The sequence below is a fragment of the Methylothermaceae bacteria B42 genome (genome assembly GCA_001566965.1).
GTDB lineage: Bacteria > Pseudomonadota > Gammaproteobacteria > Methylococcales > Methylothermaceae > Methylohalobius.
The window spans coordinates 210015-223855 of record LSNW01000032.1 but is presented as its reverse complement, the minus strand read 5'-3'; the positions used below and the strand labels follow the sequence as shown (position 1 = coordinate 223855).

The 13841-nt window shown below is 48.0% G+C and carries 13 protein-coding genes and 1 tRNA gene; 6 read left to right on the top strand and 8 right to left on the bottom strand.

Annotation, left to right across the window (positions count from 1 at the left end):
• Positions 1–255: 255 nt before the first annotated feature.
• Positions 256–1923: an energy-dependent translational throttle protein EttA gene (locus AXA67_12270; GenBank protein KXJ39827.1), complete on the top strand. Its 1668-nt coding sequence runs from the start codon at positions 256–258 to the stop codon at positions 1921–1923.
• On the opposite strand, the gene AXA67_12265 is transcribed toward AXA67_12270, so the two are convergent.
• Positions 1920–2174, bottom strand: coding sequence for a hypothetical protein (locus tag AXA67_12265; protein KXJ40179.1), 255 nt, complete (start codon positions 2172–2174; stop codon positions 1920–1922). The two genes, AXA67_12270 and AXA67_12265, sit on opposite strands and share 4 nt — an antisense overlap.
• A gap of 58 nt (positions 2175–2232) precedes the next feature.
• Here AXA67_12265 and AXA67_12260 point away from each other — a divergent pair, with 58 nt between their 5' ends.
• Positions 2233–3351: an ATP-dependent DNA ligase gene (locus AXA67_12260; protein ID KXJ40178.1), complete on the top strand. Its 1119-nt coding sequence runs from the start codon at positions 2233–2235 to the stop codon at positions 3349–3351.
• On the opposite strand, the gene AXA67_12255 is transcribed toward AXA67_12260, so the two are convergent.
• Positions 3328–3918, bottom strand: a complete 591-nt coding sequence (locus AXA67_12255; GenBank protein KXJ39826.1) for a hypothetical protein — start codon at positions 3916–3918, stop codon at positions 3328–3330. The genes AXA67_12260 and AXA67_12255 overlap by 24 nt on opposite strands.
• A gap of 348 nt (positions 3919–4266) precedes the next feature.
• Positions 4267–4340, bottom strand: a tRNA-Gly gene (locus AXA67_12250).
• Between the two features lie 22 nt (positions 4341–4362).
• Between AXA67_12250 and AXA67_12245 the strand changes: the two genes are divergently transcribed.
• Genes AXA67_12245 through AXA67_12235 form a run of 3 tightly spaced genes read left to right on the top strand, consistent with a single transcriptional unit; the run spans position 4363 to position 8765 of the window.
• Positions 4363–5739, top strand: coding sequence for a capsule biosynthesis protein CapK (locus AXA67_12245; protein KXJ39825.1), 1377 nt, complete (start codon positions 4363–4365; stop codon positions 5737–5739).
• Positions 5740–5781: 42 nt separating this feature from the next.
• Positions 5782–7272, top strand: a complete 1491-nt coding sequence (locus AXA67_12240; protein ID KXJ39824.1) for a hypothetical protein — start codon at positions 5782–5784, stop codon at positions 7270–7272.
• Positions 7269–8765 (top strand): hypothetical protein, encoded by a 1497-nt coding sequence (locus tag AXA67_12235; GenBank protein KXJ39823.1) that lies wholly within the window; start codon positions 7269–7271, stop codon positions 8763–8765. The genes AXA67_12240 and AXA67_12235 overlap by 4 nt, the downstream gene beginning before the upstream one ends.
• A gap of 88 nt (positions 8766–8853) precedes the next feature.
• On the opposite strand, the gene AXA67_12230 is transcribed toward AXA67_12235, so the two are convergent.
• From AXA67_12230 to AXA67_12210, 5 genes are all read right to left on the bottom strand, one after another.
• Positions 8854–9927 (bottom strand): hypothetical protein, encoded by a 1074-nt coding sequence (locus tag AXA67_12230; GenBank protein KXJ39822.1) that lies wholly within the window; start codon positions 9925–9927, stop codon positions 8854–8856.
• A complete protein-coding gene (locus AXA67_12225; protein ID KXJ39821.1) occupies positions 9924–10988 on the bottom strand; it encodes a hypothetical protein in 1065 nt (354 codons plus the stop codon). The genes AXA67_12230 and AXA67_12225 overlap by 4 nt, the downstream gene beginning before the upstream one ends.
• Positions 10985–12079: a hypothetical protein gene (locus AXA67_12220; protein ID KXJ39820.1), complete on the bottom strand. Its 1095-nt coding sequence runs from the start codon at positions 12077–12079 to the stop codon at positions 10985–10987. Before AXA67_12220 ends, AXA67_12225 begins: the two co-directional genes overlap by 4 nt.
• A complete protein-coding gene (locus AXA67_12215) occupies positions 12057–12725 on the bottom strand; it encodes a hypothetical protein (protein ID KXJ39819.1) in 669 nt (222 codons plus the stop codon). The genes AXA67_12220 and AXA67_12215 overlap by 23 nt, the downstream gene beginning before the upstream one ends.
• 62 nt (positions 12726–12787) lie before the next feature.
• Positions 12788–13309, bottom strand: a complete 522-nt coding sequence (locus AXA67_12210) for a hypothetical protein (GenBank protein KXJ39818.1) — start codon at positions 13307–13309, stop codon at positions 12788–12790.
• 194 nt (positions 13310–13503) lie between these two features.
• Between AXA67_12210 and AXA67_12205 the strand changes: the two genes are divergently transcribed.
• The gene (locus tag AXA67_12205; GenBank protein KXJ39817.1) at positions 13504–13791 is read left to right on the top strand and encodes a hypothetical protein; all 288 of its coding nucleotides are present in this window, start codon (positions 13504–13506) and stop codon (positions 13789–13791) included.
• Positions 13792–13841 lie beyond the last annotated feature (50 nt).

Below are 13841 nucleotides of genomic sequence, written 5' to 3'. Positions count from 1 at the left end.
CCTGCAAGTATAAATACACTTTCCATGCCAATCTTGTATCTATTTGTTTTAATTAGTTTTTTCATGCAACACACAAATTGAGTGAAAAAATTTATGACAGTTATCTCATTTTTTTCCTACATTTTTCGTCTATTTTTTACACCTTAATGAAAGATCATTCGCCAGAATCTTTCACTCTCTACAAAACAGGCCAATCCACTTTTGCCACAAATACAGTACAATGCCTGCCCAAGTTTAACCATCTGATTGATAACCATGGCCCAATATATTTTTACCATGCACCGGGTGAGCAAAACCGTGCCGCCCAACCGCACCATTCTCAAGGATATTTCGTTGTCGTTTTTTCCTGGCGCCAAAATCGGGGTATTGGGACTGAATGGTTCGGGTAAATCCTCTTTATTGAAGATAATGGCCGGAGTGGATAAGGAACACGATGGCGAAGCTCGGCCTATGCCCGGCATCAAAATCGGTTTTTTACCCCAGGAACCCCAACTGGACGCTGAAATGACCGTACGCGAGGCCGTCGAAGAAGGGGTGGCGGAAACCGTGGCGTTATTGAAACGTTTCGAAAAGATAAGCAATGCTTTTGCCGAACCGGATGCCGACTTCGACAGGCTGCTGGCAGAACAAGCTGAATTACAGGCCAAAATAGATGCCGCCGACGCCTGGAATCTGGAACGCAAACTGGAAGTCGCCGCCGATGCTTTAAGATTGCCGGATTGGGACGCCAAAATCGGCCCCCTCTCGGGCGGTGAAAAAAGGCGGGTGGCATTGTGCCGGTTATTATTGTCCAATCCGGACATGCTACTGCTGGATGAACCCACCAACCATCTCGATGCTGAATCGGTTGCCTGGCTGGAGCGGTTTCTGCACGAATATCCCGGCACTGTGGTAGCGGTTACCCATGACCGTTATTTCCTCGATAACGTCGCTGGCTGGATTCTGGAGCTGGATCGGGGCCATGGCATCCCTTGGGAAGGTAATTACAGTTCCTGGTTGGCGCAAAAGGAAAAACGCCTGGAAATGGAGGAAAAGCAGGAAAACGCCCGCATCAAGGCCATGAAAGCGGAATTGGAATGGGTGCGCAGCAATCCCAAGGGGCGCCATGCCAAATCCAAGGCCCGCTTGGCCCGGTTTGAGGAACTATCATCTCAGGAATTCCAAAAACGCAACGAAACCCAGGAAATTTACATCCCGCCCGGTCCGCGTCTGGGGGATTTGGTCGTCGAAGCCGATGGATTAAAAAAAGCTTATGGCGACAGGCTTTTGTTTGAAGAACTGAGTTTCAATCTTCCGCCTGGCGGAATTGTCGGAGTCATTGGTCCCAACGGGGCGGGGAAAACCACCCTTTTCCGGATGATTGCCGGCCAGGAGCAACCCGATGCAGGCACCTTGCACATTGGCGACACCGTGCAGTTGGCCTACGTGGATCAAAGCCGCGAATCCCTTGACCCAGACAAAACCGTATGGGAAGAAATTTCCGATGGCCTGGACATGATTGAAGTAGGCAATTACAAGACCCCTTCCCGCGCCTATGTCGGCCGTTTCAATTTCAAAGGCGCCGATCAGCAAAAACGCATCAAGGACTTATCAGGTGGGGAACGAAACCGGGTCCACTTGGCCAAGCTGCTCAAAAGCGGCGGCAATTTATTGCTACTGGACGAACCCACCAACGATCTGGATGTGGAAACCCTGCGCGCACTGGAAGAAGCCTTGCTAGCGTTTCCCGGCTGTGTCGTGGTCACCTCTCACGACCGCTGGTTCCTGGATCGTATCGCCACTCACATGCTGGCTTTTGAAGGAGACAGCCGAGTAGTCTGGTTTGAGGGAAATTACGCGGATTATGAAGCAGACCGTAAACGGCGGTTAGGGGATGACGCCAACCGGCCCCATCGAATCAAATACAAAAGGTTAGTGGCTTAAGCTTCTGTCAGCTTTTCCAGGCGTTTCAAGTTGATCAATGCCTCAGTGCTGCTTTCTCCACACATTTCAAGTTCGGCTTGAAATCGAATGCAGACACTGGGGCGTTCGGGCTTCCCAAACAAACGGCAGCGATTATCTTCGGTCAACTGAATGCAACGAACTCCTGCAGGCTTGCCTTCCGGCATCCCCGGAATAGGGCTGGATATGGATGGCGCGATACAGCACGCGCCGCAACCTACGCGACATTCCATGGTCATGGCATCTGGGCAGAGTTACAATGCCATGCATCATACCGCTGAAGTGAAAGCCATGCCAATCACCGTCACAGACCAAACTGTTCTGCAACAACTGCCTGCAGCGCTTGAAAGAAAGAAGTTTTTAACGAAAGATTTTAAAGGATTAGAGTATTACCACGCCATTGACGATTGGAAACACATTCCCCGGGGCACCGCCGTGTTTGGGGAACAGGTGGTCTTTGGCTATCCCCATATTGGCCGGGTATTGGCGCTGGAAGCCGGTCTCAAAGCTCACTTTCAAGCCCCATTCTGGGCGGAAGAAAAAATCAACGGGTTTAATGTCAGGATCGCTCGCATAGGGGACAAAATCGTTGCATTGACCCGCGGGGGATTCATTTGCCCCTTCACCACCGACCGCCTGCCGGATCTGATGCCTTTGGAGATTTTCCAAAAGGAGCCGGGCATAATCGTTTGCGCCGAAGTCGCAGGTCCCGACAATCCTTACCTGGAAAGCTATCCGCCTTTTGTCAAAACCGATATCCAGTTGTTTGTCTTTGATTTAATGGCGGTTGGCAAGCCTGGTTTTTTCCCTTATGAAGAAAAACTCACTCTGCTTGAAAAATACAGCTTGCCATCAGTGCCGCGTTTTGGCCGATTTGAGATAGAAAATGTGGAGGCAATCCGCCATCTAATCTTGGATCTGCACCAAAAATGGCACGAAGGCATCGTCTTCAAAGAAGACTCGGAGCGGGATCACCGGGCCAAATATGTGACCGGCAATTCCAACATCGATGATATTCGCGCTGCCGCCGATAATCTGATGGAATTGCCCCCGGAATATTTCACCAATCGGTTACTGCGGCTGGCACTGTTTTTAGAAGAGAATGGGTTGACCGCCTCCGCCACTATGAAGCAGGATCTGGGAGGGGCATTTCTCGACGGACTCCACCGGGCAGTAGAGCACTATCGCAGGGAACATCGCGTATATACCACATTCCGCTGCCGTTTCCGGGAGAAAGAAAACGCCGAATTGATGCTCAATCACCTCAAACGGGCCAGCAGACGCATTAAAATCGTGCAGCGTGATCTGCATCAGGAAGAAGGTCACTGGCTGCTCGAATTCGACCGTATTTACCCGCACCTCACCGGGATGCTGGGGGATTTGTTGTCAGGCCGAATGATATTCGACTAGCTTCTCCATGACATGAAGCAAGTTATGGGGCATGATGATTTTGACGCCCACCTTATCCGCCCAGGTTCTCAGCCCTGCATCCGCCGAAAGCAACACGCCATCCATTTCATAAGCTAGGAGCAACACATCCATATCCTCGCGGCTGTCGATGATCCCTTGTCGCAGCGCCTCCCGGTACCGCCCCCGCAGTCGATTGATGACCCGTCCGACATCTTCTTCCGCGCTACCGTCGCCAAGCATTTTGGCGTGCTCCTCCGCAATTCTCAAACCCCGGTCGATGCGGACTCGCACCTCTTCAATAAATTCGTATAATATGCCGGCCGGGATTTGGATATTGAAACGCCGGGGGGAACGAATCCTCACTACCGCCTCGAATTCCGTGGGCACCCCGGTCTTCTCCCGCATCAGCTGAAGTTCATCATAAACAGAGCTGGGCATGTAAAATTCCGCCCCGGTTTTACGGGCAAGGCTCAAAAAGGCGTGCATGGCAACCAGCGGCTCTTCGCCAAACTGGGAATAGACATCCGGGTTGGTGAAAATACTAGTATCGAGAATAAAGCGGTCCATTCAGTCTCCGTTGAACTAAAATTTATAAAATACCCTTTTACCTGACAAACCACCATGCCTACTTACGACTATTTTTGCAAAGCAAATCAGACTACGGTTGAAGTCCGTCACCGAATGACCGATACGATTCAAACCTGGGGAGAGCTTTGTCGCTTGGCAGAAATAGACCCCGGAAACACCCCTCCAGATACGCCGGTAGAAAGGCTCATTACTGGCGGAAACGTCATATCCAGTACAACCTTGAAAAACCCTGAGCCTGCCTGTAATCAGGGGAACTGCGGCCACCCCATAACGGCGTGCTGTGGTGGTGGGGCCTGTTCAATGGACCATAATGTCTGAGAACCGGGCTGGAGCGGGTGATGGGAATCGAACCCACGTCATCAGCTTGGGAAGCTGAGGTTCTACCATTGAACTACACCCGCATTTACTTATGTGATTATATCCATGCCCCTCGTTAAAACAAGTACCTGGTCCTTTCCAAGCATTTTTAGCAGGAATATTTTTAGAGCTCATGAAGCTTTGCTCGGTCGCCCTACCTTCGGATATTGGGCGGAATTAGAGCGAACCCAGTACCTCACCTGTGAAGAAATTAAACGTTTACAACTTAAGCGTTTGCGTAAACTTCTAAGTTCCGCTCTTCATCATTGCCCCTGGCACGCAGAAAGAATTAGAAAAGCTGGAATCGACCCTAAGCATTTAACCTGGGACGAATTTAAGCAGTTACCTCTCATGGACAAGGAAGACGCTCGGCGCCATGGCAACGAAATGGTTTGGAAAGATGCTCCTGGTGGAATTTATCGCTACAACACCGGAGGTTCAACGGGAGAACCATTGATTTTTTACTTTGGGCGGAAACGTCAGGCAGTGGATGCGGCATGCAGAATGAGGGCAAGAAAGTGGTGGGGATTAGAACCTGGGGACAGAGAAGTTTTTCTCTGGGGCGCACCTACGGAATTAAATCGTACCGACAAAATCAAACAGATTCGAGATAGATTATGTAACCAATTGCTTCTAAATGCATTCGAGATGTCCGAACATCACATGGCCAACTATATTGACATTTTGAATGCGTATCAACCCAAATGCATCTATGGCTATGCCAGCAGCCTAGCTTTACTGGCCGAATATTCGGAAAAAGAAGGAAAACAAATAAAAATTCCGCAACTTAAGGTCGTCTGTACAACAGGAGAACCACTATACCCCCACCAACGTGAACTTTTAACTAGAATCTTTAACGTACCAGTAGCCAATGAATATGGCGCCAGAGATGCCGGCCTCATGGCTTTGGAATCGCCCCAGGGTCAAATGCTGGTAAATTCGGAGTGGATAATAATAGAGCTTCTTAATAATAAAAATCTCCCAGTGGCTGATGGTGAGATAGGAGAAGTTACAATTACCAATCTGGCATCAGAAGTTCAACCATTTATACGGTATCGTACCGGAGATATGGCCAAATGGAGTTCTGAAACATGTCAAAAAGGCCGAGGATTAAATGTATTAAAAGAAATTAGTGGCCGGCAAACCGATTTTATCATCCGCTCTGACGGAACAGTAATGCACGCATTATCCCTAATATATGTAGTTCGGGATATCCCGGGTGTAAGAAAGTTTAGAATTATTCAAAAATCCCCAAAATTCATAAAAATAAAACTGGTACGAAACCCCAAGCATTGGACGGATGATAAAAACAAGTTAATCGCAGAGGGCATTCGAAAAAGGTTGGGTAATGATGTCGATGTAACAATTGATATTGTTAATGATATTGTACCAGATAAATCTGGCAAATACCGGTATGTAGTCAGTCATATCAAACACTCTTAATCCTCACCTAATCTAATCACAAAAGTCAGAAAGAACCCATTAATGACAACAAAAAAAGATTTATACTCTACCATTTCGTGGGTTCTTACAGGCAACACTGCCAATTATGTACTTAATTTTATTACCGGAATTATATTAGCACGTCTATTGGCGCCGGAGGAATTTGGAACGCTGTTAACAATTCAGGTATTCACCGGGTTGGCAGGCTTTTTCGCTGGAGGAGGGATGGTGCAAGCCCTGATACGCGAAAAAAATGTCACAAAAAAAGATTACAATATTGTATTTACCTTACAATTCTTAGCTGGAACTTTAATCTATTTGATATTTTATTTTTCTTCTCCATGGTTTTCCAAATGGTATAACAATGATATATATACCGACCTTCTAAGATTATCTGCAATATCTTTTGTTTATAGGCCGCTAGCCAACTTGCCAAACAGCATGCTGCAGAGAGAAATGCGCTTCCAACTAAAAATGCTTTTAGACTTCATAGCGCTTTTAATTTCATCGATATCCAGCATAATCCTAGCTTTCAAAGGTTTTGGAGTATGGAGTTTAATTTGGGGTGGAATTATTGGATCAATAACAAATATATTTATGTTGTTTATAATTACCAGATGGTTGCCGAGATTTAATTTTGATTTTAAAAAGGGAAAGCATTTGGCACAATATGGAATGTTTAAGGCGATGAGTGACATTATTCTTTACTTAAGGAATCAAGTCAGCATTTTTATTCTCTCCCGCACACTGGGACCCGCAAGTGTAGGGCTTTATAATAAAGGTGAAAGCTTAGCCATGATGCCTCATACTTTCTTTTCCGGATCAGTACAACCAGTATTATTTCGGGTCCTTTCCGTTGAACAAGATAACCATGACAGGTGTCAATACATTTTCTTTAGAAGCATCGCACTTCTTGCTGTCTATGCAACACCTGTTTACGTAGGATTGGAGTGGTTGGCAAAACCAATAGTTAGTGTTTTATACGGAGAAAAGTGGGTTGAATCTTCTACTCCCTTAATGATATTAGCATATGCTTGGCCTTTTTGGATGGTTAGCACACTCTCTTCTAACGTATTAGCCGCAAGAAATTGGTTGCATCGTGATTTGTTTGTTCTAGTTTCAAGCTTAATCATTATGTGTTTATCTATCATTATCGCCCTCCCCCATGGGCTCAAGGGTATTGCCTTGGCGGTAGTATTCTCCCTTATATACACCGCTTTTCATCAGTATTTTTTAGCCACCAGTTGTATAAAAGCAAAAAAATCGAGAATTTTTTTTGCTATAGCTCCCGCTATCTTATTGAATTCCATTTTAGTTATCACTCTTTTCGCTGCTGAAACATGGATACCTAATCATATAAAAAACAACGATATATATTATATATTATATATGACACTTGTAGGAGGATTTTCTTATGCCATTTTCTTTCTGTTTATACCTTTAAAATCCCTAAAAACAGAACAGCAAAGATGGAAATTTAAGTTTATAAATTTATTTTTACGCCATACAACCAAGCAATCTCATCAACAATGAGGAATTCGATAAATAAAAATACACTTAAAAAATCACTCTGTTTCACCTCCGCGCTAGTCAGCGCTACTCTGCCTTTAAAACTTCTTCATGCGGATAACTTTACATTTACCGATATCTCCCCGGCTATCGAAAAATTAAACACCATTCCGGAAAATAGCTGGATCAAGCTGAACACGAATCAATTCCAGGAGGTATGGACACCATCGGATCAAATACCCAATCCCCCTCCCGAAGGTACCGTTAAAGGGGACCCTGGCAGGATTATTGGCGCTTGGAGTTCCATGGCGTGGGATAGCAAACGGGGGGACTTGATTTTTTATGGAGGCGGACACGCCAACTATACCGGCAACGATGTCTACCGCTGGCGCGCTTCCACATTACAATGGGAGCGAGCTTCGTTACCTAGTGCCATTAAATTTACCCCTCTCGACCATGATCCTTGGGGCGGGGTGTTCACCTCAGTCTTCGGCGTGGATGACGCGCCTGTTTCGGCACATACATATGATAACTCGGAATACCTCCCCACCGTGGATCGTTTCGTAACTTTTGGGGGAGCAGCCTATGGCAGCGGACCATTTAGACGACCCGACCTTGCCAGTAATAGCAGTATTTTGTCAGGCCCTTATTTCTGGGATCCAAGCAAAGCTGATCCTAACAAAGTTGGTGGCGCGACCGGTTCTCAAGTCAATCCTGCCAAGTATCCCCAGGTAGTTGGAGGAAACATGTGGCAAAACCGGGATAATATTTTGAATTCGAACATTAATGGAAGGGCATTAGAATCCATGGTGAATGGGGCAACAGCCTATACCTCTGAAGGGGGTAAAGATGTCTTGTATATACAAAGCAAAAATAGTTTATTTAAATATACTGTAAATGATCTGAGTGACCCTTCTCAAGATGCTTATGAGTTAGTAGGTACAGCCAGTGATACTTTTTCAGGCCAAGGGGCGGGAGCCTATTCCCCTGACCATAATCTTTTCCTAAGAATGGCGGGAATAACCAAAGACTTTAATCTATGGTTATTGGATGAACCGGGAGAAAACAACAAGAATATAAACTTTGTGCCCCAGGTAGTTGGGGGTGTTTTTGATTTTCAGAAATTAGGCGACTACGGCATGGATTATGATCCTGTGCGCCAACGTTTTATATTATGGGGCGGGGATTATGATGTATGGGAATTGCTTCCACCGTCCGATGTAAAAAACAACCCAAGCGAATGGACATTAAATTTACTAACGAATGAAAACGACCCTATTGCGCCATCATTAGAGGGCTTAGAAGCTTCTTTTAGGGGGGTGCTGGGAAAATGGAAATATAGCAAGGAATTAGATGCCTTTCTGGGAGTGGTTGACCCTGTCAAAGGTGATGTTTGGGCATACAAACCGGATAATTGGCAACTCGCTGCCGTTCCTCTATTACCTAGTTTTTTGTATTTTCTTTTTCCCACGGGATATATGTGGTTAATAGGCAGAAATAAACGTCATATCTCATAATGATTTCTCCTCTTGCATCCCATACGTTTTAAATAATAACCGATGGGATGAAAGGGAAAATCATTGGCTTTGATTTAAAAAGCATTGTCTATCTTTTGTAAACTTGCCAATTGCCTTCCACCATACTGGCAATAGAGAATTGCCGTAATACTTTTTGTCTGCCCGCCTCTCCCATTTTGGATCTTAACATTGAATCCCGGGCAAGGTGATTGATAGCACAACCTAAGGCATTTGGATCACCCGGCGGGACTAACAAACCATTAACACCATCTTCAACCACTTCCGGCATCCCACCCGAGCGGCTGGCAATGATGGGCAAGCCGCAGGCGGCCGCTTCCAGCAAAGCTACTCCCAGCCCTTCTTTCAAAGCCGGGTGTACGACGACATCCATGGCAGGCAGAATTTCCGCCATGTCTTCACGATACCCCATCCACCGGACTTGATTTTGAAGGCCCAATTTTTGGCAATGCGCCTTCAGTTCCGCTTCCAATGGTCCCTTGCCAAACACCAAACTAGTCAGCTTTAGTTCCGGGTAGTCGCGGCGTAGTCTGGATAACGATTCGAATAAAACCAGATGGCCCTTGCGGGGAATGAGCTGGGCGACGACGGCAATGACGATGTGATCCGGCGGGATCCCCAATTGCCCCCGCATAGATTCTTTCCTGGGGGGCCGGAAAATTTGGGTATCCACGCCGCTATGAACCAGGGAAAGTTTCTCTTCGGGCAAGCCTTGTTTGATCAGTACTTCGGCTATGCCTTGGGATATGGCAATCACCCGCCGGAAATGACGGTATTTCAGTTTGGCCAACCATGGGTTTTCAGGATTGTCCACCCGTCGGGTCACAATCATCGGCACCTGGGACGCCACACCAGCCAGCATGGCGGGCAATTCACCCCGGCGGCTGTGAAGGTGCAAAATATCGGGTTTTTCATGCCGAATCCAGCGGTAAAGTTGAAAGGCGAAGACAAGGTCCGCGTCTCCCCCCACTGGACAAGGGAAAATACGGACTTTTGGATTATCAATGGCTTGCGGCAACGGGCTGGACCGGTGACACACCAGGATGTGCTCTGCCGGATAATCCCTCAGGCCATTAAGCAAATAGGCCACTTGCCTGGCACCGCCGTATAAATGGCGGCCACCTTCCACATGCAGTATTTTCAACGGATTACCTTTTCAATGGCTTCCATGACATCGCTTACCCGCCATTCCCTCATGCAATCATATCGCCCATGACAGATTGGCCGCTTGCGGCAGGGAGAACACTCCCTGGGGCGATACAGCACCTTGGCTTTTGCAAAACCAGGATCAAGATAAGGGCGGGTCGCGCCAAATAGGGCCACCATGGGACGCTGAAACGCGATACCCAGATGGGTCATGCCGGTATCCACCCCCACCACCAGCGCTGCCTTTTGGATCAATGCGGCACTGACGCCAATGGAGGTCAATCCCGCAGCCGATAAACAGGCAGCGCCGCTTTCCTTAGCAATGTCTTCCGCTGCCTCTTTATCACTAGGCGCGCCTACTACCAAACCAGGGAAACCCCATTGCGACTGCACGGATTTAGCCAACTGTGGCCATCGGGCTTGCAGCCAATGCTTCTGGGGCCGGGTGGTGAAGGGACACATGACCACGTAAGGGCCATGGATATTTAAACCCTTTAAAATATCCTCCGCTTCCTTTTGATGCCCAAGGGAAAGATAAATATCGAGCGGAGTGTCCCCAGGTTCCACGCCCAGTTCCCGCAGCAATTGGAGATATTCCGAAGCAATGCGGCGGTCCTGGGTTTTCCGGGAAACCACCTGGTCCATCCACCATTGGCTGCCCTCCCGCGATCCCAGCCCCACCCGGAATTGACCTTGGGCCAGGCGGGCGAACAGGCCGCTTTTGAACAGTCCCTGGGTATCGAGTATCCAGTCATACCGCCGCGCCCTGAACTGTTTTATCAGGGTTTTCATTTCGCCAATCAAAGTAGGCCATTGCCTTTCCCGCCACAAGCCACCCCAGCGCCGGCGGGGCCAAAGATAAAGTTTGTCCAAGCCGGGATGGGCTTTTAGCAAATCCTGATAGGATTCTTCCACCACCCAGTCAATGACCACGTTGGGATAACGGGCTTTCAAGGCCGGAATCAAACCACTGGCAAAGACGATGTCGCCGATGGCGCTGAGGCGGATTATCAAAATTCGCCGGGGCGGTGTCACGGGCAACCTGTGGTTTGGATTCATGTCAGCAGTCGGTACAGCTCAAGATAAGCCTGCACCACGGCCTGTTGGCTATGATGCCGCTTCAGGGTTTGCCATCCTGCCTCGCCTATTTTCCGCCGGTCATGCTCAGGCATTACCAGCAGGTTCCGAATGGCACTGGCGAGAGATTGTGGTTGCCGGATTTCCACCAAAATTCCGTTAAAATCCGGCTCAATCAATTCCGTGGCCCCAAAAGTTGATGTGGCAACGACTGGCAAACGATAATTCCAGGCTTCCAGAATGACATTCCCCAGGGGTTCATGGCGGGAGGGACAAACCAGCATATCGGCCACGGCATAAAGAGGATCGGGCGGATTTAACTGGCCGGTCCAAGTAGTTCTCGAAGCGATTCCCAAGTCACGGCCTAATTGCCGCAAATTGCCGAATTGAGGGCCGTCTCCGGCAATGACCAGCCTTAAAGGCCGGTGATGGATTTCACCAGGCAAGCGGGCAAAGGCCTGGAGTAAATCCTCAAATCCCTTGACCGGGTACATCCTCCCGAGCGCCGCAATCACCAGAGCCTCCTCCGGAATACCCCAATGCGCTTTAAATTCACTAATCTGATGTGGGGAATACGCCATTGGCGGCGGCACGAAATTGCCGATTTTAAAAATCCTGGACGCCGGCAACCCCGACCGCACCAAATAATCACAAATGCCTTGGGTATTGCCTACCCAGGCGTGGGCATGGCGGTAATAACCGTCAATTTTGTAATAGCCCCCCAATCGTGCAATGTGAATGGTACTGGAATTTTTGGGTAGCCGGGTCAGGCGGGTGGCGCGGCCCATGTAAGTCTGCACCACCGCCGGCTGCCACTGCCGGACCAGCCGCCTTATTTGCAGGACCGACCAAAGGTCCCATTGATTGGCCAATGGGACTTGAACTTGCGGCACACCTGCCCTTTCGAGCAGCGGCGAGACCGGGCTGGCGGGCCGGTTGACCGCCAGCACCCAATGATCGCCTTGATGAAGCGCCTCGACCAATCGGACATAAAACCTATCCGCGCCACCTAACTGACGGCTGCCGAGAATGTGTATCGAGGGAAGTGAACTACTCAACTTCCCCGTTTTCATTTTCAGAAAGTAAATCTACGCCTTCTCTTAACAAATACACTGTCACTTCACCAGTTTCCTCATCTACGCTCGCCATGGTCTGTCCTTCCCAACCCATTGTACCGTGCAAGAGACCGTCAATGCCTCCTTCCTGTTCCAGCGCTTGGGGAGAAATACGGGCATTGAGCTTGCAAAGAGTGCCGCTACAGGACATTTCCCTGATTTCGTAATCATTTAATTTTTCAAAGGTCTCCTCCAGACGCTCTGTGGTGCGGGCAGACCACTTTTCATCCTTGGGCGCTGTAACCAACGCGGCGTCCAATTTTTCCAACTGCCTTTCATACCATTCTTCTGCTTGTTGTTGGGCTTGTTCCTCACTGATTTCTTCGGATTCTTCGGAACTCTCCAGGGTATCCGACGAAACGGCCCGTTGCTGCTTCAACATGCTCATTTTCTGTTCCATCCTTTCCGAGAGAGTCTCCATTTTTTTCTCTAACTCCCTCACGGATTGGGATAAAGATGCGATGACAGGTGCCAGATTCTCCTGGCTCCCTGCCGCTTGCTGTTGAGAAACTTGTGCTTTGGGCAGGGAAAAATAACTCCAGGCCAACACAAAGGTTGAGGCCATTAGAATAATGATCAAAACTAAAAAATACTGTTTTTTCATCATGGATTTCCTCCATTTAAGAAACGGGCCGCTCGATTGCGGCCCGCATTGTTATTGACTGATTATTCGTCACTGGAGTAGTAAGTGATTCCAGAAGCGCGACCATGCTGCTTGGGTGGGATTAGGCAACCAATGTAATACCAAGTGTTATCGTTTGCCGGCACTCCTTTGAAATCCAAATTCTGCTCATGAGAGCCGAATCCCACTGTGTTACGAGTGCCTCCACTCCAAGAATACAGTCGAGAAAGGTTTTGGTGCCTACTGGCAAGCCAGCACCTGGCATTGCTAGTTGAATGCGCATCAATCACTCCGATATCCGCATCATCTAATGAATCTTTTTGAAGATTTAAAAATCCTTTTCTAAAATCTTGATGGAGTATCGGACAATCAACTCGCATCCACCTTCGGGTACTATCATTAAAAATTCGGCTCGAATTCAAACGGGGAACCGGATCGTTTGCAGTCCAAGGTACGCACATGGAACCTGGATAAATGGTTTTCCCCGCATCTGCCATAACAGCAGGGCTTCCACTGATAGCAATGGCAAAAACACCAAAAATTAAAGAAAGATTAATCATTTTCATAATACTCTCCTAACTGTTTGTTAATCGAATGTGAGGGAAGTCTTTCATGTATCTCCTCCCTCGCCATCAACAATAATGATTTCGACTCAATCAGTCGTGGTAATCCTCCACAAAAAACAGGGTAATTTTATTTTTTCAATAAAAGATTGGATCTGATATTCTTTACCCGCCCGTCGTTTACCTGAATTTGTCTGATGCCCTATTCCAAATTTTCTTTTGAAGACATGATTCTGCGCGATCACCTAGCCTATGAACGCACTGTTCTCGCCATCGAACGTACCTTATTGGCATATCTGCGCACGGGACTGGCTTTACTGGCGGCGGGGGCGACGTTGATCCGGTTGTTTCCCGGGGATATTTATTTCACCGTGCTGGGTGGCGCGATGTTGGTGATTGGGTTGATTGTCAATGGGGTCGGGCTGGGGCGTTTTGTCTCTGTATCGAGAAAGCTGAAGAAAATCGGCGTCAAGTCAGAGGATTAAGATACCTCAACACCTATCAGCTCCGCGAGAGGGGGCTGGGAAGGGTCTGC